This is a genomic window from Vreelandella sp. L-15, from assembly GCF_056857635.1.
The window spans coordinates 35,152-57,793 of the sequence record NZ_JBSXNN010000033.1 but is presented as its reverse complement, the minus strand read 5'-3'; the positions used below and the strand labels follow the sequence as shown (position 1 = coordinate 57,793).

General features: G+C 55.1%; 16 protein-coding genes, 1 tRNA gene and 3 pseudogenes. 8 read left to right on the top strand and 12 right to left on the bottom strand.

Annotated elements, in window-relative coordinates:
- Nucleotides 1-207 precede the first annotated feature (207 nt).
- Nucleotides 208-1,158: pseudogene (locus AC13CY_RS03840) on the top strand (OmpP1/FadL family transporter); the annotation flags it as partial.
- Nucleotides 1,159-1,170: 12 nt separating this feature from the next.
- On the opposite strand, the gene tnpC reads toward AC13CY_RS03840, so the two are convergent.
- Entirely contained in the window at nucleotides 1,171-2,610 is a 1,440-nt protein-coding gene (tnpC, locus tag AC13CY_RS03835; RefSeq protein WP_288101777.1) for an IS66 family transposase, read from the bottom strand.
- A gap of 198 nt (nucleotides 2,611-2,808) precedes the next feature.
- Nucleotides 2,809-3,784, bottom strand: a pseudogene (locus AC13CY_RS03830) (IS1380 family transposase); the annotation flags it as partial.
- Between the two features lie 486 nt (nucleotides 3,785-4,270).
- On the opposite strand from AC13CY_RS03830, the gene AC13CY_RS03825 reads away from it, so the two are divergent.
- The 3 genes from AC13CY_RS03825 to AC13CY_RS03815 all read left to right on the top strand — a co-directional run bounded on the left by AC13CY_RS03825 (nucleotide 4,271) and on the right by AC13CY_RS03815 (nucleotide 7,703).
- The gene (locus AC13CY_RS03825; RefSeq protein ID WP_483052320.1) at nucleotides 4,271-5,968 is read left to right on the top strand and encodes a sodium:solute symporter family protein; all 1,698 of its coding nucleotides are present in this window, start codon (nucleotides 4,271-4,273) and stop codon (nucleotides 5,966-5,968) included.
- Between the two features lie 74 nt (nucleotides 5,969-6,042).
- Entirely contained in the window at nucleotides 6,043-6,171 is a 129-nt protein-coding gene (locus AC13CY_RS03820; protein ID WP_212715306.1) for a putative transporter small subunit, read from the top strand.
- Between the two features lie 602 nt (nucleotides 6,172-6,773).
- Nucleotides 6,774-7,703 carry a LysR family transcriptional regulator gene (locus tag AC13CY_RS03815; RefSeq protein ID WP_483052319.1) on the top strand — a complete coding sequence of 310 codons (930 nt, stop codon included), beginning with the start codon at nucleotides 6,774-6,776 and terminating at the stop codon, nucleotides 7,701-7,703.
- Between the two features lie 151 nt (nucleotides 7,704-7,854).
- Here the strand turns inward: AC13CY_RS03815 and AC13CY_RS03810 are convergent, their stop codons facing one another.
- The 5 genes from AC13CY_RS03810 to AC13CY_RS03790 form a co-directional block, all read right to left on the bottom strand.
- Nucleotides 7,855-9,279, bottom strand: a complete 1,425-nt coding sequence (locus AC13CY_RS03810; RefSeq protein ID WP_483052318.1) for an amidase — start codon at nucleotides 9,277-9,279, stop codon at nucleotides 7,855-7,857.
- Between the two features lie 66 nt (nucleotides 9,280-9,345).
- A complete protein-coding gene (locus AC13CY_RS03805; protein WP_483052317.1) occupies nucleotides 9,346-10,047 on the bottom strand; it encodes a cyclase family protein in 702 nt (233 codons plus the stop codon).
- Between the two features lie 49 nt (nucleotides 10,048-10,096).
- Nucleotides 10,097-11,419, bottom strand: a complete 1,323-nt coding sequence (locus AC13CY_RS03800; protein ID WP_483052316.1) for a TRAP transporter large permease — start codon at nucleotides 11,417-11,419, stop codon at nucleotides 10,097-10,099.
- Nucleotides 11,412-11,972, bottom strand: a complete 561-nt coding sequence (locus AC13CY_RS03795; protein ID WP_483052315.1) for a TRAP transporter small permease — start codon at nucleotides 11,970-11,972, stop codon at nucleotides 11,412-11,414. The genes AC13CY_RS03800 and AC13CY_RS03795 overlap by 8 nt, the downstream gene beginning before the upstream one ends.
- A gap of 69 nt (nucleotides 11,973-12,041) precedes the next feature.
- Entirely contained in the window at nucleotides 12,042-13,109 is a 1,068-nt protein-coding gene (locus AC13CY_RS03790; protein WP_483052314.1) for a C4-dicarboxylate TRAP transporter substrate-binding protein, read from the bottom strand.
- 489 nt (nucleotides 13,110-13,598) lie between these two features.
- Here AC13CY_RS03790 and AC13CY_RS03785 point away from each other — a divergent pair, with 489 nt between their 5' ends.
- A complete protein-coding gene (locus tag AC13CY_RS03785; RefSeq protein WP_483052313.1) occupies nucleotides 13,599-14,165 on the top strand; it encodes a transposase in 567 nt (188 codons plus the stop codon).
- Between the two features lie 691 nt (nucleotides 14,166-14,856).
- Here AC13CY_RS03785 and AC13CY_RS03780 read toward each other — a convergent pair.
- Nucleotides 14,857-15,228 (bottom strand): annotated as a pseudogene (locus AC13CY_RS03780) (type I restriction endonuclease); the annotation flags it as partial.
- A gap of 299 nt (nucleotides 15,229-15,527) precedes the next feature.
- Nucleotides 15,528-15,604 (bottom strand) — tRNA-Arg (locus tag AC13CY_RS03775).
- A gap of 155 nt (nucleotides 15,605-15,759) precedes the next feature.
- On the opposite strand from AC13CY_RS03775, the gene AC13CY_RS03770 reads away from it, so the two are divergent.
- Genes AC13CY_RS03770 through AC13CY_RS03760 form a run of 3 tightly spaced genes read left to right on the top strand, consistent with a single transcriptional unit; the run spans nucleotide 15,760 to nucleotide 18,538 of the window.
- Nucleotides 15,760-16,758 carry a TRAP transporter substrate-binding protein gene (locus AC13CY_RS03770; RefSeq protein WP_483052312.1) on the top strand — a complete coding sequence of 333 codons (999 nt, stop codon included), beginning with the start codon at nucleotides 15,760-15,762 and terminating at the stop codon, nucleotides 16,756-16,758.
- Nucleotides 16,758-17,282, top strand: a complete 525-nt coding sequence (locus AC13CY_RS03765) for a TRAP transporter small permease (RefSeq protein ID WP_483052311.1) — start codon at nucleotides 16,758-16,760, stop codon at nucleotides 17,280-17,282. Before AC13CY_RS03770 ends, AC13CY_RS03765 begins: the two co-directional genes overlap by 1 nt.
- Nucleotides 17,279-18,538, top strand: a complete 1,260-nt coding sequence (locus tag AC13CY_RS03760) for a TRAP transporter large permease (RefSeq protein WP_253018488.1) — start codon at nucleotides 17,279-17,281, stop codon at nucleotides 18,536-18,538. Before AC13CY_RS03765 ends, AC13CY_RS03760 begins: the two co-directional genes overlap by 4 nt.
- A gap of 35 nt (nucleotides 18,539-18,573) precedes the next feature.
- Here AC13CY_RS03760 and AC13CY_RS03755 read toward each other — a convergent pair whose 3' ends face one another.
- From AC13CY_RS03755 to AC13CY_RS03745, 3 genes are all read right to left on the bottom strand, one after another.
- Complete coding sequence (locus tag AC13CY_RS03755; RefSeq protein ID WP_474789733.1) at nucleotides 18,574-19,521, bottom strand: D-2-hydroxyacid dehydrogenase family protein; 948 nt, start codon at nucleotides 19,519-19,521, stop codon at nucleotides 18,574-18,576.
- Entirely contained in the window at nucleotides 19,521-21,476 is a 1,956-nt protein-coding gene (locus AC13CY_RS03750) for a TRAP transporter permease (protein ID WP_474789734.1), read from the bottom strand. Before AC13CY_RS03750 ends, AC13CY_RS03755 begins: the two co-directional genes overlap by 1 nt.
- A gap of 99 nt (nucleotides 21,477-21,575) precedes the next feature.
- A complete protein-coding gene (locus tag AC13CY_RS03745) occupies nucleotides 21,576-22,553 on the bottom strand; it encodes a TAXI family TRAP transporter solute-binding subunit (protein ID WP_044630226.1) in 978 nt (325 codons plus the stop codon).
- Nucleotides 22,554-22,642: the final 89 nt, after the last annotated feature.

The following is a 22,642-nucleotide window of genomic DNA, read 5'->3' as shown; positions in this document are numbered from 1 at the left end:
AACCCATAGGTCAAGTGGGCGTGATCGACTCAGTCGAAATGACTAAAACACTGATTTAAAACGAGCGTGCGACTAATGTATAAGCCAAAAATAAAATAAAACGCTCGTTTGCACTTGAACCGAACCAAGCATTGGGCGAAAACTGAGGTGTCAGAACAATGCGGATGGAACGCACCGTCCGCCGGATCATCGGGAGAGAGGCCCACAATGCATAATAACTTCAAGAAATTAACCCTAGCGGCCGCGGTTGCAGCAGTTACCTTTGCAAGCCAAGCTAACGCAGGCGGATATCAGATTAACGAGCAGAGCGTCAGCGGCCAGGGCTATGGTCATGCGGGCCGTAGCTCGAACGTGAACGATGCCACCATTGTGTACGGTAACCCTGCCGGTATGTCGTTTCTGGACCGCGCGCAATTTTCAGCGGGGGCGACGTATTTAGATGTCAGTACAGATATCGACAATGCTAGTGCTACCCGAGCTGGCGGAACCCCGGTGGCGGGAAGCAGTGAAGGCGATATGGTGCCGGGTAGCCTTATCCCCTTTGCGTTTTACGCGCACCCTGTCAGTGACAAACTGGCCTTCGGGTTTGGTGTTTATGCGCCTTTCGGTTCCAAAACCGATTACGAAGATAATTTCGTGGGCCGTGACTTTGGTACTTTGACAGAAGTAACGGTAACAAGCGCACAGCCTACCGTGTCTTATCGATTTAATGATCAGTGGTCGGTCGGGGCGGGTATTACCTACAACCAAATAGAGGGTGAGCTTCGACGGAAGGTTCCTACTCCTTCTCCTGGGCCTGGTTTTGCTGAGCTTGACTCGCGAGTGGATGGTGAAGATGAGGCCTGGGGCTATAACCTGGGGGTTATTTATCAGCCGGTGCCTGAAACTACGTTGGGCCTGACCTACCGCTCGAAAGTAGACTACACTTTGGAAGGTGATTTTAGCGCTACCGACCCGCTTGGGAATGTCGTTAGCCGGGATACTGCTAACCTGGATTTGACCACCCCTGAGACGGTTAACTTCTCACTCACCCAGCAGATGACTGACCGTCTCAAGCTGATGTTCGGGGCGTCCTGGGTGCGTTGGAGCCGCTTTGATCAAATTTTGGTGACTGGCAGCCAAGGCGATCCGATTACTCGAGAATTTCAAAACTACTCGTAACTGTTTAGCTCACGCCGCCTGGTCCAGCTCTTCCCGCCGCATGAAGGCGGGCACCTCATCGGCAAACAGCTGCTCCAGTGCCGTGTGCGCCGCCAGGCCCTGTTTGACCGCGGTCGAGAGGAAGCTGCGCATCCGGCAGAAGATCTCGGCGCCCTCCCAGGAGCGAAAACACCCCGAGATCTTCTGCTGAACCTTGGTCATCCGCAGATCCCGCTCCCCCTGATTATTGGTGAAGGGAGCGGCAGGGTCGTCGAGGAAACGCAGCACGTCGTCCTCGTACGCCCGGAGGCGTTCCAGCAGGTTGCGCGACTTAGTGCGCTTGACCCGGCCTCGTGTTCCAGAGGGTGGTGTGACCGGCGGTGGGCACTCGGCGTCCCCTTTTGCCAAACAGTCTCGGTAACGCTGTCGCCAAGCGCGCGTCTCATCGGCCGATAAACTGCCATCCGCCGCCTCCACGGCGCGACGCATGTCCAGCAGCAGGTCATGCAGCGCCTTGGCCCATGCATGGCCATCGTTCTCCCAGGCCGCCGTCAATTCCCGCAGGTGGTGGGCATTGCACAGGGCGTGCCGGCAATCCGTGTAGCGGTAGTAGGGCTTCCAGTGATCATGCACCAGCACACCATTCACGAAGGGCAATACGCCGATGGCGTCCATCGCCTCCTGGCCGCGTTTGGCGTGTGGGGCCAACCAGGTCAGGGCCTCGTTGGAGGCACTGTGAAGCCAGTAGCGCTTGCCGCCGACCTGCATCCCGGTCTCATCGGCATGCACGGTGGCCGCTTCGCGTAGCGCCGGGATCACCCACTCGGCGAACGCCTCGGCCCGCTGGTAGGCCTCCTGGTTGAAAGCAAACAGGGTGCCGGTGCTCAGCGCCAGACCGCACTGGGACGTCAGCAACTCGCGGATACGGGCATAGGGCAACAGCTGATACTGGGAGAGATAGACGACATGCGCCTTGAGGCGAGGGCCATACTGGATGGGCCGCGTCACACCCTCGGGAAACGGCGCCACGTAGCGTTGTCCCTTATCGTCTTCAAGAACCTCGGCTTGGTACTCGGTGACCACGGCCTGGATCACGATGTCCTGCACTTGGCGCGTTTCAACACCCACCGGGCGGTAAGTGCGCCCCTTGGGGAGTTGCCGACGATCGACGCGGAGCTTGACCACCTCGTCGGGGTCCGTCACCGGCGCCAACGTCTTGCCCTCATGCCCCGGTTGTCCGCCGGGGCGCCGCTCGCCTTTGGCGCGCGTGCGGCGCTGGCGGTTGGGGTCCTGGGACGGTGGCTTGCTGCTGTTGCGGCTGCTGGTGGCCAGTCGGTCGGCCATCAGCTTGACCAGCAGCATCAGGACATCGATGGCCGCACGCAGCGACGGCGAGACCGTCTGGTCTTCCTTGAGCTGCTGCCGGACCCGCTCCAGGGCCTCGTCGACGTTGATATCGCTGATGGTCATGTCACCGCATGGCATGTCGGTTGTCTGGGTACACTATGCAGAAAAATCAGGTGGTTGGCGACCCCCTACCCACAGCCAACTGAATAGTTACCTTTTTTATAGCTCTTTGGAATCGATTGCGGCCGTCCAAGCAACCGTGATCGCCGACCGCCGCTCCGGTCGCTCGCTTTCTGGTGCTGTGGTGGTCTCGTTGGAGCGTCAACTCAACGCGGTCAGCTTTGGTAGCCCCTTAAGCAAGGTCGGCCACCACTTGTCGGCGGCGGCGCCGAGGTGAACCGTGATGCGCCGAGCGTGCAGCGACAAGGTGGCGGCGGTCTTGAGCACTTGCTCACGAAGCCGGCTCAGACTCCAGCCTTGCCGAGTCTGCCGCTCCAGCAGGCAGCGCAGGCCATGCAGGCCCTGGTAGGCGTAGAGGCTGAGCAGCAGGCTCACCTCGTTGCGCGCCATCACGTCCTGAACAGTGGAGGCGCCGCGATCGGTCGACGAGAGGTGCACGTCGAGCGCCGGCTTCACCTCGCCCACGTGCGCTTCGGCGCTGCCGCGCTTGCGATAGAGTGCCAGGACCTTCTCCGGCGGCCAGTCGAACTTGCCGAGGTTGGTGACCAGGAAGAAGGCATGCAGCAGCAGGTCATCGGGGCGTTCCTGCACCACCAACACCACGCGCCGTGGTGCCGGCCAGGAGCCGGCTTGGTACTCCAGATCGTGGCACCACTCCCGAGGCTTCTCGGGTGGCCGGCCGGGTGGCCGCTTCAGGAGCGGTGCTGCCAGCTTCTGTAGACCGGTGTGACTGCGCACCCGGCCCAGGTACTCGATGTTGCGCTCTTCCAGCGCCTCCAGCGTGTCGTTGTCGGTGAATCCGGCGTCGATGGCACTCGAACCTGGGCTCCGGTGCTCTCGTTGAGCCGCTTCACCAGGTGCGGAATCCAGGTGTCGGCGTTCTCTGCCGGGCCGGCGTTACCCTCTTGCAGTAGCCCGCCGACCATATCGCCGGTTTCGGCCAGCGAGGCGATCAGCGGCGAGTAGATGCGGGTACCGTAAAGGCCATGATAGGCCGAGCCGCCCTGATGGCCATGGACTTCGATCGGCAGGCCGTCGATGTCCAGGGTCAACTGCTTGGGACGCTCGCCGTTCTTCAGCGAGGTCAGGCGCCAGGCACCAGTCGCAGCAGGCCTTTCTGACAAACCTGACAATTGACCACTAATCGGACGTAAATTGGACATTTTGCACTGTAAACCTTAAGGTATTGCTCCTCTGGGGTACTGGCCTTGAGCCACATACAACCCCTATTATCGGCACCCGCAAGGGTTCCGCTTGGTATTGCCTCACCACAGTTTGGATCACCGGCACTTTCGACTCTCCGCACGATGCGGACGCTATCGATAGAAGAGGGAATCCATGTCGAGCCATTATTCGGATGAGGGCCGCTGCATGCCGCGCCGCCCGCCACCCTACCTCCCCGCTTGGGGTTAATGCCCCCATTCGGCGTCTTTTTGCCGTGTCTTGATAATGCCAGCGGCTGAGCTCTGCGCCAACAAGCCGACTGTCTGTCATCCAAGCAACGCTCACGCCCTGCGCCGGATCTGCCATGTTGCCACTGCGTTCAGCATGTTGCGTGCGACGGCCCTTGCGCGTATTTGTTCCACCCACAGAGGAATTGCTTTTGAACAGTGAGTCTTTATATCAATTCTCGACCCTGACTGTTGTTTTGCTGCTGATTGCCTTTTATGGCGGTACCTACCTAATGACGCTCGGCATTCGCAAAAAGAACGAGGATGCCGACGCCTTCATGGTTTCCAATCATCGCGTAGGGTTTGGGATCGGTGCAGCTAGCATGACCGCCACCTGGATCTGGGCGGCCTCCTTCTATGCTGCGGCCACTTCCGGCTATACCTATGGCGTATCAGGGCCCATACACTACGGACTCTGGGGGGCTCTGATGATCCTATTCATCTACCCCTTCGGTCGACGTTTTCGCAAGCTGGCCCCCAATGCCCACACCCTGGGCGAGCTGATTCATGCGCGACATGGTTCTTCCAGCCAGCTGATTCTAGCGCTTTCCAATGTCCTGGGCAGTGTGATCAGCTTGATGGTCAACTTTACCGCTGCCGGGGCGCTGGTGTCAGTGCTCTCGCCACTTTCCTTCCAGGCCGGGGTGATCATCGCCGGAGTCGGGGTGCTGCTGTATACTTTGTGGTCGGGCTTTCGCGCCTCGGTACTAACCGACTTCGCCCAGCTGGTGGCGCTCATGGCCATTGCCATCGTGATTATTCCTGCGGTGTTCTTCGCCATGGGCGGCCCATCAGAGCTAGTTGCCGGTCTCGACAACCTTAGCGTCGAGCAGACCAACTTCTTTTCCACTGACGCCATCCTCAATCAGGGCGCGCCCTTCTTCGTCGCGGTGCTGGCCTACGCCATTGGCAACCAGACGATTTCCCAGCGCCTATTCGCTGTGAACGAAGAGCACATTAAACCCACCTTCCTCACCGCTACCATAGGTTACGGGGCGATCGTTATAGGGTTGGGCATGATCGGCCTGATGGCGCTGACCCTTGGTGTCGAGCCGCTCAACGGCGACATGAACAACCTGATTCCGCAAATGGTCTCAGGCTACCTGCCACCCATCTTCATCGCGCTGTTTTTCATCCTGGTGATTGGCTCGTTGTCGTCCACCGCCGACTCCGACCTCTCCGCGCTATCGGCGATCATGATGGCTGATGTCTATGGCAAGAACATCGCCCGCGGCAGGGCCGATCCCAAGCGCATGCTGCTGGTGGGGCGTCTGACTATGATCGTCGCCACGATAATAGGCATCGTGTTCGCCAGCTTTTCGTTGGATATCCTGGTCATGCTGGTGTTCGTCGGTGCCTTGTGGGGTGCCATCGTTTTCCCTGTAATCGCTAGCTGTTTCTGGAACCGCGTGACCAACGCCGCCTTTACCACCTCGGTGCTTGTCGCCATGGTGCTGTTCTGCGCTGCGCGCTTCGAGTTGATCTCTCTTGCTGGCCCCGGTGGGTTATTTTTCGAGCTGCTCGCCTGCATCGGCGGTGGCGTTATCATAGGCCTGATGGTGTTTGGCTTTCTCGGCCAAACGGCCGGTTTCATCGCAGGCATTCTCACCCTTGTTGCCTCGCTGATTTTCGCGACCGGTTTCTTACGTGACTACACCGTGCTACTAGCCTCGCTGACCGCTTATGGCGCCAGTACCCTAGTATGCGTGGTGATGAGTCTGGCCAGCCGTCAGGCGCGCTTCGATTTCGACACCATCGGCCAGCGCGTAGGCAACTACGACCTCTCCCCGGCGAAGTCAGATGACCAGCCTACCGAAGGCAGGCCGGCGGGCCTGGCTGCCCAACACTGATTGTGAACTTTTTTAATATTTGACCAAAAGGCGGTGCAGACCCTAGCCAGCACCGTATTAAGGAGGCAAAGACCATGACCATGCTTTTCAGTTTTTATGTGCTGATTTGGCCCGTACTGACATTGGGCGTACTGGCCCTGATCTGCCGCGCTGTATGGCGTGATCGGCAGCAGGCCCGCGCGGAAAACCGCGAGCTGGTTTAACCAAGGGCTGCGGCACCTAGGCATTCGGCCGCGCGTGGGGAGAGGAGATTCTAGTGCAATGCATGCTAGTGCGCTTTGCGCTCGACCAGCCTATTTTCGATTTGGGAGATTTGCATGCATTGCTCCCAACGGGTCACCCTCCCCACCAAGATTCTGATAATGATCGATTAATTGCCTGACGCGTTTGCATGACCGCCATTAGCCAGAATTGCTCGCTGCACTGGCTGTCCCCAATGGCAGGGAGCAGCCCAGTAAAGTGAACGCATAGTGGATGTCAGTACGCCGCTCGTCTCGTGTTGCGAGTCGGCGCATCTGCTCCAACCAGGCGAAGGTTCTTTCAACTACCCAGCTCTACGCCCATAGTATTTTCTACCCATGAAATAACGCAATGTGTCGCTGCGCTCAGGCATGGACACGCCAAAATTAGCGCTGCTATTAGGCGACCGCCCCTTTTGCTTTTGCGCTACTATCCAACCGATAAAGGGCGCTATACTGGCAGCAGCCAAGGTGGGGCAAGAAACGTTTAAACGGGGACACTATTCAGATTCCCGCTTGCCATGTTTGGGTTTTTAATTATAACTTTCATTAACAAGGCGCCCATTGTGAATCTTAGACAAATAAGGTATTTTATTGCGATCTCAGAGCTTCAAAGTTTATCAAAGGCATCTGAAAAACTTAATATTGCCCAGCCAGCGCTTAGTTCACAGCTTAAAAATTTAGAAGAGGAACTGGGCGTCAAGCTGTTAGATAGGCATTCTAGAGGAGTGTCACCCAATGATTTAGGTTTGATGGTGTTGCATCATTTTAAAAATATTGTGCGCGAGGTGGATAGAACAGAAACGCTCATCGTTGATTATACGATGAATCCGGTGGGGGATGTTCATATTGGCGTCACTACTACGGCGGCAAGGGCCATGGTGTCTACTTTGGTCAGTCGTGCAAAAAAGCGTCTGCCTAAAATTAACCTACATTTGTTGGAAGCAATGAGTGGAACGCTGAATGAGCAGCTTCGTAAAGGTAATTTAGATATTGCCATTTTGTATAATTTTGATAGCTATGAAACTGACCATAACTTGATTGATCAGCCCATTGCCTACGAAAAGCTCTTTTTATTGACTAATAATCGTGAAGATTATAACCGCTTAGGTACCATAAAGTTTTCAAAAATAAAAGATTTCCCCTTGGCCTTACCTAGCCACCCGCATACGTTGAACGTGCTATTGAGCGAAATGAGCCTTCGTCAAGGGGTTAAGCTCAATATGGCATCTGAAGTCAATTCTTTTACGGGCATGGTGGAACTGGCGAAAGCTGGTTTTTATACCATCGCGCCTTTTGTGAGCGTGAAACCTGAAGTAGAAAGAGGTGAGCTTTTCGCGATTCCAATCACTCAGCCTGCACCACAGTGGACTGTTCATATTGTCGCGGGCCGTGAGGGGGTTAGTTCTCGCGCGGTCAGGGCCGTGCATAAGTTAATTACAGAAGTCATGAGAGACTTGATTGAAAGTGGTGAATGGGAAGCAACGCCTATTTAATAAAATACGTGGCAGGCATATTCAAGTAACTGCTGTGGTGTACGTGCTGGATTTAACCGCTACTCAGTAGCGGCTATAGTGAGTGATCTGGTTGACAGGCCAAGGAAGTGCTGTACGGCTGAGAAGCGTCAATGGTGTTTTGTAGGCTCGCTTATTGGGTGTCAGGGGTCAGGTGCTGCCAAGGCTGAGCTTTTTCAAAATTAGCGGAAATGTTGAACAGTGTATGCTCTTCGTTATTTTTGGCGATGATTTGCATGCCCACAGGTAAACCAGATTGCGTAAATCCGACGGGGATCGAGACGGCAGGCTGGCCGGTCAAGTTGAATGGGTAAGTGTAGTAAACCCACGAAACAATACTGCGATGAGTGAGGGAAGGCGGTAAGTTTTGCCCAACATCGAATGCTTCAGTTGGTACCGTGGGGGTAATTAATAAATCGTAGTCTTCAAAAAAAACACGCATCTTTTCACGAAACGCATAGCGTTCAAATACGCTTTTATAGTAGTCGCCCATGGATTGCGACACCGCTTGTTCCAGGACATCTGCGACCGCCGGATCGATGTCATCTCGCCGCGTAGCCAGGGCATCGGTAAGCTTTGTCCCTACGCCTGCGTAAAATTCCGCCACCCACATATCAATGGGGTCATGAGACATCACGCGTTCAACCGATTCTACCAGGCACCCCAGAGAGGCCAAGGTATTGACTGCTTTCTGACACAGCTCGACTATTTCGGCTGACGGTGAGGCATACCCCAAGGTGGGGCTCCATGCAATACGCAGTGGCCTGAGCGGTTTTTTGCAAGCGCCTATATAGTCGGGAATAGGGCCGGCGACCGAAAATGGATCCCGAGGATCATACCCTGAAATCACCGACATCATGATGGCAGCATCGGTGACGGTTCGGCTAAGGGGGCCGACATGGGCAAGCGTGGGCGTGGCCGACACGGGAAAAACAGGGACCCTGCCAAATTGCCCCTTAACACCGAATAGTCCTGAAAGGGCGGCGGGAATACGAATGGAACCACCACCGTCAGTGCCAATGGCGACGGGAGAAATTCCTGAGGCAACCAGTGCAGCGGCACCGCAGCTTGAGCCTCCAGGGGTCTTGTTGACATTCCATGGGTTGCGGGTAATGCCTGTCAGGGGGCTATCGCCGACTGCTTTACAGCCAAATTCACTGGTGGTGGTCTTGCCTAGAACGATGCCCCCTGCCTTTTTGATTCGTTTCACGGCGGGTGCATCAACATCAATAGCGTTTTCCTTCATTAGGATTGAGCCAAACTGAGTGGGGTAGGCGCTGGTCGCAATGAGGTCTTTTATCGAAATAGGGATGCCGGAAAGCACCCCTGTATTCAAGCCATGCTTGTCTATGTTTTTTTGCGCAAGACGCGCCTCTTCCATGACTTTTTCACTATCAAAGCTTGAGAAGAAATTGTAAGTAGGGTTGAGCCGATTAATATTGTGAATAGTGTCTTCTGCGAGTTCTATGGGAGAGGTATCTCCTCTGGATAGCGATTTGATCATGTCTTCTAGAGTTGTAAAGCTAAACTTGTGGGTAGTGAATGGTAGGTCGCTCATGGAACCCTCAATCAGATATTCTGATTCATCAATTAGCCGCTGCACGGAGGCAGCGGCGTTATTTACTTACTCTTCTACAATAGCGAAAGCACGGACAGGCGAGCCTGACCCGCCTTTAAATTTGATGGGTACACCGTGAAATTGGAACTCACCTTTGCCGATGAGTTGGTCTAAGTTAACCAGCCATTCGTAGTGAGTGACCCCCAAGTCGCGGCAAGCACGGTGTTGAGCAAAAATGTTGTCAGTGGGTTTATCGGTGCTTGGCCCTTCGACGCCGTGCAGCTTGGAGTGTCGTGCGGCTAGCCACTCGGTGGCATCTACGGTCAAGCCTGGATTTTTCCAGCATACGTCAATGTTCGGGTAGTGCCTTTCTGTCAAGCCGGTGCACAGTAAAACGATGTGACCATCAACGGTAACGCCAGCTGCTTTTTCTGCTTTTTCCATTTCAGCGGCATCAATATCACCTAAATCAGGGATGTGCCGCATATCAAAGCACACCGCTTTCCCCATGAACATCTCTAGCGGCATTTCATCGATGGATGCGCCATTGGGGTTCACATGTAAAAAGGCATCAACGTGAGTACCTACATGGTCCAGCATGCCAATATAATTCGTCTGAAACGTCATTGGGTCATCAGGTACGCCTAGGTTGAGTGTTTTGGTGCTTTCATGATCTAGATGCTTCAAATAAACAGGGCTTTGAAACAGCTTGTGTGAAGGCATGTTGTCTTCAATGTGCATTGATAGGTCGATAACTTTCTTGGTCATCTTTGTTCTCCTTCCATTATATATTGTGTTGATGTTTACGGCGCTATTTTCATAGCATCATGGCAGGTAGCCAACTGGCTATGGTGGGAAATATAGCGACGATTAACACGAGTGTGAGCAACATGATCCAATATGGAATCGCACCCGTGAAAATTTTGGCTAGTGTTGCTTCAGAGTCAGTCACAGCCCCTTTAACAGTGTATACACACATACCAAAGGGTGGGGTTAATAAGCCGGCTTCGATAGCGAGTATGCCAATAATGGCAAAGGCCAAGGGGTCAATGCCCGCCGACAGGGCAATGGGTGAAAAAATAGGAACTGTGAGCAGTATTATCGATACGCTATCCAAGAACATTCCAAGCAGTAGCCAGATGACGACCATAATAGCCAATACTAAGTAGGGGCTTTCACTAATGCCAAAGAAAATCTGTCCAATGACATCAATGATCCCGCCATTGGCAAGTAAACGTGAATACATTTGGGCTGTAATCAGCAAGAAAAGCAGAGGGGCGGACACGCGACCTGTATTAAGGACGGCGGCCGCAAAATCCTTTAATGACATCCTTTTGACGAAGCCGACAATAATCGCCAGGAGTACGCCCACACCGGCGGCTTCCGTGGGCGTGAAAAAGCCAGTCCAAATACCACCGAGCACTAAAAAAATCAGAACAATCAGGCTGGAAGCTCCAATGATTTCATGTCGAGTGATCGGGTGCTTTACGTGTGCAGTATTACCCTCTTTACTATCACCGAATTTTTCAGGCTTAAGATAGGCATAAACGAGCAAGAAGATAAAAAACATACAGGCGAGCATTAAGCCGGGGACAACGCCTGCCACAAATAACCGGCCAATAGACTCACCTGCGATAACACCCCATACAATCAATAAAATACTGGGAGGAATCAGCATGCCCAAGGCGGCACTGCCTGCGATCGACCCCAAGGCAATGCTTTTGTTGTAATGAGCACGTACCATTTCCGGATAGGCGATTCTTGAGAAGGTCGCTGCCGAGGCAATGGACACGCCGGTGACGGCGCCAAATACCGTATTGCCGCCCACCGTTGCCAAGGCTAGCCGACCGGGTAGGCGACGGCAGCTTCGGTCAACAATACGAAATAAATCAGACGCTGCTCCTGACTTGGAAAGGATTTCACCCAGTAGAACAAATAGCGGTATGGTAGCAAACACGTAGGATTTAATGGCCCCATACGCTGAGCTTGAGAGTAGTGAGCCTGCGATGTCGTAATTTCCCATGATGTAGGCAAGGCCAATAAAGCTTGATAAGCCCAGGGAAATGACAACCGGGATGCCAATCAGGACGCTACCCAGCAACGAAAATACTAAAATCAGGGTTAATAGGGTGCTATCCAAGACGCACCTCCTCTTCTTTCATTTGCGTTATGTAGCGGTCATCGCCAGTCACAATGACAAGCAGAGATCTCATGGCTAGGGATAAAAAGTTGATCACAGCAAATGCTGAGCACACCACAATGGCAAGACGGGAGGGGAACGTGGGAACACGTAAGCTCGCATGCCCTTCAAACGTTTTTCTTACCCAGGAGTTAATCATCGGGTCCCATGAATAATAAGCAATGAGTGAAAACAATACTGCGCCTAGTAAATAGCCAATCAGCCATAATGTTCTTGACACTATTCTAGGTGCAAAGATGTCGGTGAGTTCTGTTCTGAGAAGCCCGCCTATTCTCACTGTGTAAGAGAGTTGAAGAAATGCAATTATTAATAGCGTGTTCGCCACGACTTCCGCTACTCCTACGATAGATTTGTTTAGGAGTAGGCGGCTGAGTACGTCGGCACCGATGAGGAGCGCTAATAAGGATAAAGCGATTGCTGATACTATCATTAAAGATTTGCTTAGCCATGATAATAGCAGGTCGAATTTCTTTGCTAGTTTGATGATCAGCATGTGGGCTTCTCTGGATACGGAGGTAGCGTTAATGTTAAGGAGGGCGCTGCCCTCCTAACATAGGGCTGGTTAATCAATGTCATATCGCAGAGGCCATTCGTAGCCAAGGGATTCTAGCTGATCCATGTAAAAGTTCATGACTTCGCTGCCGGGTAGCCCACGGCTATTAGCTTCTTGCGCCATACGGTTTGGAAATTCACTCAGCGCGTTTGCCCAATCCTTTTTGGCTTGCTCGTTAATTTCACGAACTTCAACGCCTTCCGCTTCAAGTTTGGCGATTCCTTCTTGCTCGCTTGTGACACACACATCAGCAGTGACTTGTTCGTACTCTAACGCAACTTCTTGTAAGATTTCTTGTACTTCTTCAGGTAGGCGATTCCAGGTGTTGAGGTTAATGGTCACGGAGTTGACGTACTGCGCACCGAAATTCACAAGGGTGAAGTGATCGGCGACCTCATATAGGCTGAAAGAAGCCCACCAGGGCACAGCGCTGATATAACCTTCGTAGACCCCGGTTTGAATCGATTGATAGGCTTCATTGAGGTTAGAAGTAACAGGAGTGGCACCTGCTATCCAGTCTAAATTTACGCCTGCGCCTGCAATTCGTTTGCCTTGAAGTTCTTCAAAATCCGACCAAGAAAAATTGGTGCCTAGCCCGTAATTTTCTAAACAGCTGCCTGTTAGGTACTTTTGATTAAAATCGGTTTCAAAGTAGTCAATGAGTTCTGGAAAGGCTTCCAGAGTGGCGCGTCCTGCTTGCGTTGCCTGGTGGCCATCTGGTGTTCCAAATGGCAAGAAAAGAGTAAAGTTATGCAGAAAGGCATTGGATGGTTCAAAGATCAAACTGGCAAAGCCGATATCTAATAACCCGTCCCGAGTGGCGTCAAGGACTTCCGTGACACTGGCCACAGCGCCTGCATGAAGCTCTTGGATTCTGATGGTATAGTCCGTTCTTTCTTCAACTCTTCTTTTAAGCTCAGGAGCGAAGAAGCTATGTGCCGTTTCTGTATACGCGAGTAGCCCTATAGGATGTCCTGAGCCAACACGTAATGTAATTTCATTTGACATTGCAGTGTTTGCGTAAGCCAGTAAACCGGCTGAAGTGATAAACGCTATTTTTTTCTTTGGAAATTTCATAATGTTCCCTGTCGCTAGTTGTTAAACATAATGAGCTATAAAGCTACCCGTGAATCAAAGTAACAGCTCATAACCTATGCATTGCAGGAAGGGATAACAAATATGGTTTACATATAGTTATCATATTTATTGTATATATCAGTTTTTATTGATATTCACATACTGTTGATTAGAAAAGATATTTCCCCGCCTCATTCACGAGGGCTCTGATCGGGCAGTCTGAAGCTACGTGCCATCGGCATTGCTCGTAAGGATCCGTATTTCCGGCGTGAGCGCCTGCTTCGTAATGCCCGAACACTGCGTTTCTTTCGCCGATTTATAACCTCCAGGAATGAATCTCGACCTTCAAAGCAGCCGTGATCGCCGACCGCCGCTCCGGTCGCTCGCTTTCTGATGCTGTGGTGGTCTCGCAGGAGCGTCAGCTCAGTGCGGTCAGCTTCGGTAGCCCTTAAGCAAGGTCGGCCACCACTTTTCGGCAGCGGCTCCGAGATGAACGGTGATTCGCCGAGCGTGCATGGCGCGCTGACGCTCCATCAGGATCGAGGCTCGCCGATGATCGCACGCAGCTACCTGGACCTCATGGGGGAGCTGGGGGTGACGTGCAGCCACAGCCGCCCGAGGGTGAGTAATGACAACCCGTTCAGCGAAAGCCAGTTCAAGACCAGCAAGTACCAGCCCGACTATCCCGGGCGCTGCGAGAGCATCGTCCATGCCCGGCAGTGGTACAGCGCCTACGTCGACTGGTACAACCTGCAGCACCATCACAGCGGGCTGGCTGGCTTCACGCCAGAACAGGTCTTCACTGGCCGATACCGCGAGATTGCAGAGATCCGCCAGCGAGCGCTCGATGACAGCTTCGAGGCGCATCCCGAGCGGTTCACGCGCGGGCGCCCCAAAGTGGCGATACCGCCGGCCAGCGTCTCGATCAATCCGGTACAGCCCGATGACGACGACCCGGCACCCTACAGCGTGGTGAACTTCCCGACCCTGCCGGTGGCAAGCGACACCGCGACGAAATCGACATTAATTTTTAACAAGCTGTCCGAATCAGGTTGACAGGTTCCGCCTGACACTTGGTCAATTCGCATATCAGAATACTTAAGCTCACTTTACGCAACGTGCCACTATTATTAAGAAACACCTAGCATGTGGCGTGCGCGGCAGATGCTCATCCATACCTAACCGTTAAGCGGGGCTTCCGCCGTGCTATACCAGAGAGCTCATAGGCCTGCAGTGTCGTGTTTAAGGGCAGTCCTGTCCAGGTGTAAAACATCGCTGCAATGATGGCGTATTGTACGGGTAAGTGCAGGCTTCAAGACACTTGGAAGATCAGCGTGGCGATGTCATGGATAACTCTTAAAATTGACTACAATTATATTTTAAAAACAAACGACGAAACTTATTTGAGCAGATATATATCAATAGCCCACCTCTAAGCGAACACTTCAGCGTGACGATGTCACGCTGAATTTTTTTACGCTAAAGGGGTTGCGTCATTTAAAAATCATGATAAAAAAAGAAGTCACACATACCTAAAGCATGATGCCTTCAGATGTTAAGCAAAGGCACTCTCACAAAATTAAACAGGTGTTTTGATGCTAAAAGAGCGTGGTTCAAGAAAGGTTCCACTGTCGCATATAGAGGTAAGCCGATATCTCTCGCCCCCGGTGCGTCGCCTTTTATTAGCCCGCCCACCATTTTTGCAAGTGATTCAGAGGATGACCGACGATGCTCTGAAAGCCTATATCAGGGTGGTTTCGCGCTGTTCGCCCAACCCGGTGCGGTCGTGGAACTGAAAACCATCACCGTTGCTAGAAAACACAAAAGGCACATCCAGCGCATCGCTGTAGGCCAGCGCCTGCTGCATGCCATCGCCCAGGCTGTGCTTATTGTCTTTCGCCTCTATCACCGCAATCGGCTGGTTTTTCTGGAAGCTAAGTAGGTAATCTGCCCGGCGCTTTTTGCCCCGGGTATGCAACCGCCCCCGCACGATAATCCGCCCGGCGGTAAAGGTCACCTCTTCACGAATTTGCGTTTGGATATCCCACCCCGCCTGCACCAGGGCCGGGGTAATGAACTTGGTGCAAATATCGCGTTCGCTGAGGGCCTTCTTATCCATGGCAGCATCCTGCTTATTCTGGCGGGTGAGCTTATAAGCACTAGCTTACGATACTCAGCCGACTTAAGCATCTTGTGCTAAGCGGACGTGAGAATATCGATAGTTATACCCACAAGCGACACACTGGGTAGCAGAACGCTAATATGCGTGTGACACACCCGTGTCAGATTAAAGCCGCAGGTCAACGGCTGAGTAGCAGGGTTTGAAGGCAATATTGGCAGGCGTGGCACATGGATGACACAGATTTGACACAGCCAAAACAAAAGGGCCTACGCGTTAACGTAAGCCCTTGATATGTTTGGCGCGCCCGGTAGGAATTGAACCTACGACCTTCGGCTTCGGAGGCCGACACTCTATCCAACTGAGCTACGGGCGCTTTGGGTGCGTATCGTACCCGTGTGGGCGCGTGGTGTCCAGCCGCTTGGCGGTTTTCGGCGCGTAGATGATTGACCGTTTTCCCTGCGGTGGTGCATGCTCTTGGGGCACTTTTGCACCTCTTAACCACCCTTGGTCATATTGGGAACATAATAAATGAAAACATTTGCACGTAGTACGCTGGCACTGGGTATCTCACTGGCGCTGGTCAGCGCCGCGAACGCCGCTGATTTTGCAGATATGGACCCCGTTACTCTGCGTTTAGCCCACGTGGTCAACGAGCAGGATGGCTTCCATATTGCCGCCACCAAGTTCGAAGAGCTGGTGGAAGAACGCACCGATGGGAAGGTGAATATCGAGATCTTCCCCAACGCCTCGCTAGGCGATGAGCGCACGCTGCTGGAAGGCATGCAGATCGGCACCGTGGATATGGGCGTGATTACCAACGGGCCGGTGGCCAACTTTGTGGAAGAGATGGCGGTCTTCGAACTGCCGTTCCTGTTCCCCTCCCCGGAAGCCGCTTATAGCGTGTTGGATGGCCCCATCGGCCAGGAGCTTTTGGATAAGCTGGCCGACGTGAACCTGAAAGGCCTGGCCTACGCCGAGCGCGGCTTCCGCAACCTGACCAACAGCGAGCGCGCCGTGAATTCGCCGGAAGACCTGGATGGCCTGCGCATTCGCGTGATGGAAAACCCGGTGTACACCGATACCTTCCGCGAGCTGGGGGCCAACGCCATCCCGATGGCCTGGACCGAAGCGCTCACCGCCATGCAGCAGGGCACCATCGACGGCCAGGAGAACCCGGTGAACGTGATTCACTCGTTCAAACTGGATGAAACCCAGAACTATATGACGCTCTCTCGCCACACCTACGCGCCAGCGATTTTTGTGATGGGTATGCCCGCCTGGAACCAGCTCCCCGAAGCCGCCCAAACGGTACTGGAAGAAGCCGCCCAGGAAGCCGCCGAGCATGAGCGCCAGGTGAACGCGGATATGGAAGCCGAGCAGCTGGCAGCACTGCGCGAAGCGGGTATGGAAATTAACGACACCCCCGATATGGAAGCCTTCCAAGCCGCCGTTGCGCCGGTATACGAGAAGTACGGCGAGCAGTTTGGTGACTACCTGCCGCGTATCCAGGAGGCGCTGCAACAGTGATGTCGTTTGCACAGCCTCTTTTGACGCTGCTGCAACGCATTGAACGCGGGCTGGATGCCATCATCCAGCCCGTGGTGTTTGCGGGCATGGCGGCTTTAATTGGCGTAATCACGCTACAGATCGTCTCGCGGGTGCTGTTCAGCGCCGTGGGCTGGACCGAAGAGGTCGCGCGGTTTCTGCTGGTGTGGATCACCTTTTTAGCGGGCACACTGGCGTTTCAGCGCGGTCGGCATATTGCCGTCACCTTTGCGGTGGATGCCCTGCCACTTCCGCTGCGTAAGCTGGCCAGGCTCGCGGCGCTGGCGATTGTGGTGGCGTTTATGATCACGCTGATCGTGATTGGCTACCGCTATATGCAGGTGCAGGGCTTCCAGAAATCCGCCTCGCTGCGACTCTCGATGACCTATGTGTATGCGGTGATGCCGCTCGCAGCGGGCATCATGGCATGGTACGCCCTGGTGGATATGGTCGAGGTACTGGTGAATGGTGAACCCACGGCAGCCGACCAGGAGGAGCCGCTATGACGCTGGTACTCTTTGGGCTGTTCTTCCTATTTATGCTGCTGGGCGTGCCGATTGCCTTCGCGATTGGGGCCAGCTCGCTCTACGCGCTGTATCAATCCGGCGTGCCGCTGATGGTGGTTACCCAGCAGATGTTCCAGGGCATTAACTCCTTTGCTCTGGTGGCTATTCCAATGTTTATCCTGGCCGGGGATTTAATGGCCCAGGGCAAGGTGAGCGAGCGGCTGGTGAGCTTTGCCGACTCGCTGGTGGGCTTCATGCGCGGCGGGCTCTCGGTGGTCTCGGTGATGGCGGGCATGTTCTTCGCGGCTATTTCCGGCTCCGGCGCGGCTACTACCGCAGCGGTGGGTTCAAGCCTGGTGCCGGAGCTGAAGCGCAAGGGCTACGACCCCGCCTCGGCGGCCAGCCTGATCGCCGCCAGCGGCACCATTGGCGTGGTGATTCCCCCGTCGGTGCCAATGATTATCTATGCGGTCATTGCCCAGCAGTCGGTATCGTCGCTGTTCTTGAACGGCTTTTTACCGGGGCTGGCGATGGGTATAGCGCTCATGGCCATTGCGATTACTCAGGCGTATAAACGCAAGTACCCGAAAGGTACGCCGCTCTCACTGGCCACTATTTGGCGCACGTTAAAAGCAGCCAGTTGGGGGCTGATGACGCCGGTGATTATTCTGGGGGGTATCTTCTCGGGGATTTTCACGCCGTCGGAAGCGGCGGTGGTGGCGGTGAACTACGCGCTGCTGGTGTCGCTGTTCGTGTATCGGGACTTGACCCTGCCCCAGGTGTACAAGCTGTTGATTCGCTCGGCGATGACCACGGCGGTGATCATGCTGGTGATTGCGATGTCAGCGGTGCTGAGCTGGACGCTCTCCAGCTGGCAGGTGCCCGGTGCGATTGCCCAGGCGGTGCTGTCGCTCTCCACCAACCCCTACGTGATCATGCTACTGGTGGTGGCGGTGATTCTGCTGACCGGGGTGTTTATCGAAACGGCAAGCGCTTTGATCATTCTGACCCCGGTGCTGCTGCCGCTGGTGCTGCAGCTGGGCATCGACCCGATCCACTTCGGGCTGATCATTGTGGTGGGGCTATCGATTGGCATGATTACCCCACCCGTGGCGATCAACTTGTACGTGGCGTCGTCCGTCACCCAACTGCCGCTAGAGCGTATTACCCGCGCTATTATCCCCTACCTGCTAGGGCTGATTGGCGTGCTGCTACTGGTAGTTTACGTGCCCATACTGCTGGGCTGGTCGGGCTGACAGTCACGCTCCCTGCCATCGCTGGCAGGGAGCGTTCATTCTGCTAAGTTGCGCCCCGGCGTGCCTGCATCAAATGCCAGCACGTTCTCAAACGCATCGCCAAAGTAGAGCTCGTAGCTGTCTTTCTCCACATAACCCAGGTGCGGCGTGGCCAGGAAGTTGGGCAGCGCCAGCAGTGTATGCTCTATCACTGGCTCTTCATCAAACACGTCCACCGCGGCCATGCCGGGACGGCCTGCTTTCAACGCGGCTTCCAAAGCGCCCGCCTCCACTAACGGCGCGCGGCTGGTATTCACCAGCACCGCCGTGGGCTTCATGCTGGCTAAATTCGCCGCTGTGACGATTCCTCGGGTTTCCGGGTTTAAGCGCAGGTGCAGGCTCAGCACGTCACTGCGTTCGAAAAACTCCTCTTGCGAAACCGCGACCTCTAGTCCTGCCGCTGCGGCCCGCTGGCGGGTGCCTTCGCGGCCCCATACCAGTACGTTCATTTCAAACGCTTGGCCGTAGCGGGCCACTAACTGGCCTATTTTTCCATAGCCAAATACGCCTAGCGTGCGCCCTTTCAGGCCGGTGCCCAGGGTGCGCTGCCAGCGGCCTGCCTTGAGGTTTTCCACCTCTTCAGGAATGCGCCGCATGGCAGAGAGCACCAGCCCCCAGGTGAGCTCGGCCGCCGCATAGGGCGAGCCGGTGCCTGCCAGTACCACCACGCCGTGCTCGCGGCAGGCGGCCATGTCCACATGCGCCGCGCCGCCGCCGGTTTGGCTGATCAGCTTGAGCTTGGGCAGCCGCGCCAGCAAAGACGCGGTGATCGGCGTGCGCTCCCGAATCAGCACCAGCGCATCGGCGTCTTGAAAGCGCTCAACCAACTCGTCTTCATCGCTCACGGTGTCGGTGTAAATCGTGACGTGGTGCCCCGCCAGCTTGGCGAAGGCGTCTAAGTCACGAACACAATCCTGGTAATCATCGGGGATGACAATGTGCATTAAAGCGGCTCCTTGCTCGGTGAGCGCGCTAAAGGGCGGCCCCCTTTAGCAGCGTGGCTGAAATACCGCTGCCAGACGAAGATCCCGGCGATCACGGCAATGCCCACCACGTCCGTAATGGCTTGGCCGTTAATCAGCATTAACGCGGCAAACAGCAGCAGGCCGCGCTCTACCCAGGAACAGGGGCGGGCAAAGTAGCCTATCGTAGAGGCCGCCAAGGCAATAATACCCAGCACGCCCGAGGCCACCGCCATGGCGATTTCCAACTTGGTGCCCTGCCCGAGCAGCGGCGGATGATAGACAAACATAAACGGAATTAGGAAGCCGCCTAAGGAAATTTTCGTCGCCGTCAGTGCGGTGCGGAACCAGTGGGAGCCCGCAATCGCGCCGCCAATATAGGCCGCCAGCGCCACGGGAGGTGTTACCCCCGAAAGGATCGCAAAGTAGAGAATAAACAGGTGGGCAGAAAGACTGGGCAAACCTGCCTCAACAAACGCCGCTGCCACCACCGATGCCGCCAGCATGTACGCCGCTACAGTAGGTAAGCCCATGCCCAGAATAATCGCCACCACCATCGCTAACAGCAGTGTGACCATTACATCACCACCGCTCACCATCAGAATCAGCGAGGATACTTTTAGGCCCAGCCCGGTGATGCTGATCACCGCTGCGATAATCGCCACGCTGCCGATAATCACCGCAATCATCGCAGCGGTCATTGCCCCTGCTTCAAGCGCTGCCGGTAGTGTTTTCACCCGCTCCCAGAGCGTGCCTTGACTGCGCGGCGACACTAAGTACAGCACCATCGCGGTAAAGTACGCAGCCACCGCCGCAGTGGTCGGCGTGTAACGCAGAACCAGCATGGTAATCAGCACCACCAGTGGCAGCAGCAGGGTTTCGACATTGAAGAGCCCCTCGCGCAGCGTCGGGCGCTGGTCTTTCGGGATAGGGTTTAACCCCAGGCGTTTGGCTTCAAAGTGAACGCTCATCCAAATGGCAAGGTAGAACAGCAGCGCAGGAATCAGCGCGGCGCTGATGATATCCAGGTAGCTTGTGGAGATAACATCGGCCATGACAAATGCCGCGGCGCCCATAATGGGCGGCAGAATTTGCCCTCCGGTTGAGGCAGAGGCCTCGGTGGCCGCAGCAAAGCGTGCGCTGTAGCCGTTTTTCTTCATCAACGGAATGGTAAAGACGCCCGTGGTAGCAACGTTGGCGGCGGTACTGCCGCTAATGCTGCCAAACATGGCGCTACACAGCGTGGCGGCTTTTGCAGGGCCGCCCGCCATGCCGCCCGTGGCGGCTGTCGAGAGGCGCATAAAGGTGTCGCCACCGCCAGTGGTCACCAGCAACGCGCCAAACATGATAAACACTACAATCACGGTAGACGAGGTACGCATTAGGCTGCCGAAAATACCGGTCGGCCCTAAATAGAAGGTAGCGACGAGATCATCCCAACGGAAACCGCCGTGCCCCCAAACGCCGGGCAGGTGCTGCCCAAAGGCCGCATACGCCAGGGCAATCAGCACCAGAATAGGAAACGCTAAGCCAATCGCTCGGCGGCAGGCTTCCAGCAGCAGTAGAATCGCGCTAACGCCAAACACTAGGTCTAGCGTGGTGGGCATTAAATAGCCCAACTGATAAATGATGCGGTCGAAGTGATAAACGTAATAGGCGCTGATTACCACGCTTAATAGAATCGGGATGACATCGAACCACGGAATGCGCTGGGTATCCCGCACGCGGCAGTGGTAAGCAAGGAAAATCAACGGCAGTGCAAACAGCAAATGCACCGCATTTTGGGTGTTCACCGGCCCAGTGACGGCGGTATAGAGGTGAAAAATGGCCATTGCCACCGCTGCCGTGCGGGCCACCATAAACCAGAAGCCGGTAAGCTGCCGCTTGCCTGCATCCTCCTGGTATTTTTCAACAACTGACTCTTTTGCGGTTTCCATGAGGGAACTCCCGCGCCGCCTATCAAGGGGAGACTAGGCAGCGCGTCAGGCTAATAGCAAACTACCCCGCCGATCACATCGGCGGGGCGCACGGGCGGGTTACTGCGCTTCAGGCGGAATAATGTCGGCGGGGATCTCCAGCCCTAATTCCTGGTAGTAGCGCAGCGCGCCGGCATGCAGCGGGAAAGTCGCAGTATCGATCACGGTTTGGGGGTCGACACTGCCCGCGGGTTTGAAGGAGGCGGCCACTTGGTCGTGGTTTTCCCAGTAGGCTTTGGTGAGTTCATACACGGTGTCGGCATCGAGGTCGGTGGTGGCCGCAATGCCCATGTAAATGCCCAGCGACTGCGCTTCGCTCATGCCGGTGTAGGTGTCGGCCGGCACGATGGTGGGCGACAGGAAGGGCAGCTCAGTGGTCACCGTCGATACTTGCTCATCGGTTAGTGACAGCAGCTGTAGCGGCCGCGAGGAGTGCACTTCGGTGAACAGCGGAATGGGCGGTACGCCGTTATAGCTAAAGCCCACTAAACGACCATCGGTGACCCCTTCCGCCGCATCGTTGACGCGCATGCGCTGGAAATCGGGCTCGATGCCTAGGATGCCGAACACCTGCTCGGTGATGTACTCGCCACCCCCGCCGATGCTGCTGGGGTTGAAGCGCTCTCCGTTGAGGTCTTCGAAGGTCTCGAGGCCACTGTCCTGACGAACGGCCCAGTGCATAGTCGAAGGCGCAATCCAGTACACCAAGCGCACATCGGGGTTGGGCGTATCGGCAAAGCGGCCTTCTCCGTTGTACTGTTCGTAGCCCACTAACGCCTCGGTGAAGGCCAGATCCAGTTCACCGTTGGTGAGGCGTATGGCGTTTTCGCGGGTGCCGCCGGTTTCCCGCACGGTAATTTCGTAGGGCGTGTTGGCGCTGATCACCCGTGCGCCTTCAGAAATACCAAAGAACCAACCCGTGCCCGTCGGCACCGAACCCATGTTCAGTGCGGTTTGCGCCTGGGCAGTGGCGGCAGTGAGAGCGCTTACAGCTAGAATTGAAGCGGGAAGCAAGTGGCGTAGTGTTAATTTAGTCATTGTTTTTCCTCAACGCGTCGGGAAGCATGTTGTGATGTTGTGTGCTGTGGGAGGCCCTAACTGCACCTCTCCCGATAACCGAGTAAGCA

What these genes read in the sequence shown, in the direction of transcription:
- AC13CY_RS03750 (WP_474789734.1), bottom strand. Translation starts at nt 21,476, where the DNA reads ATGGAAACCGCAAAAGAGTCAGTTGTTGAAAAATACCAGGAGGATGCA.
- AC13CY_RS03745 (WP_044630226.1), bottom strand. Translation starts at nt 22,553, where the DNA reads ATGACTAAATTAACACTACGCCACTTGCTTCCCGCTTCAATTCTAGCT.
- AC13CY_RS03755 (WP_474789733.1), bottom strand. Translation starts at nt 19,521, where the DNA reads ATGCACATTGTCATCCCCGATGATTACCAGGATTGTGTTCGTGACTTA.
- AC13CY_RS03765 (WP_483052311.1), top strand. Translation starts at nt 16,758, where the DNA reads ATGTCGTTTGCACAGCCTCTTTTGACGCTGCTGCAACGCATTGAACGC.
- AC13CY_RS03795 (WP_483052315.1), bottom strand. Translation starts at nt 11,972, where the DNA reads ATGCTGATCATCAAACTAGCAAAGAAATTCGACCTGCTATTATCATGG.
- AC13CY_RS03760 (WP_253018488.1), top strand. Translation starts at nt 17,279, where the DNA reads ATGACGCTGGTACTCTTTGGGCTGTTCTTCCTATTTATGCTGCTGGGC.
- AC13CY_RS03785 (WP_483052313.1), top strand. Translation starts at nt 13,599, where the DNA reads ATGAACGGTGATTCGCCGAGCGTGCATGGCGCGCTGACGCTCCATCAG.
- AC13CY_RS03790 (WP_483052314.1), bottom strand. Translation starts at nt 13,109, where the DNA reads ATGAAATTTCCAAAGAAAAAAATAGCGTTTATCACTTCAGCCGGTTTA.
- AC13CY_RS03770 (WP_483052312.1), top strand. Translation starts at nt 15,760, where the DNA reads ATGAAAACATTTGCACGTAGTACGCTGGCACTGGGTATCTCACTGGCG.
- AC13CY_RS03810 (WP_483052318.1), bottom strand. Translation starts at nt 9,279, where the DNA reads ATGAGCGACCTACCATTCACTACCCACAAGTTTAGCTTTACAACTCTA.
- tnpC (WP_288101777.1), bottom strand. Translation starts at nt 2,610, where the DNA reads ATGACCATCAGCGATATCAACGTCGACGAGGCCCTGGAGCGGGTCCGG.
- AC13CY_RS03820 (WP_212715306.1), top strand. Translation starts at nt 6,043, where the DNA reads ATGACCATGCTTTTCAGTTTTTATGTGCTGATTTGGCCCGTACTGACA.
- AC13CY_RS03805 (WP_483052317.1), bottom strand. Translation starts at nt 10,047, where the DNA reads ATGACCAAGAAAGTTATCGACCTATCAATGCACATTGAAGACAACATG.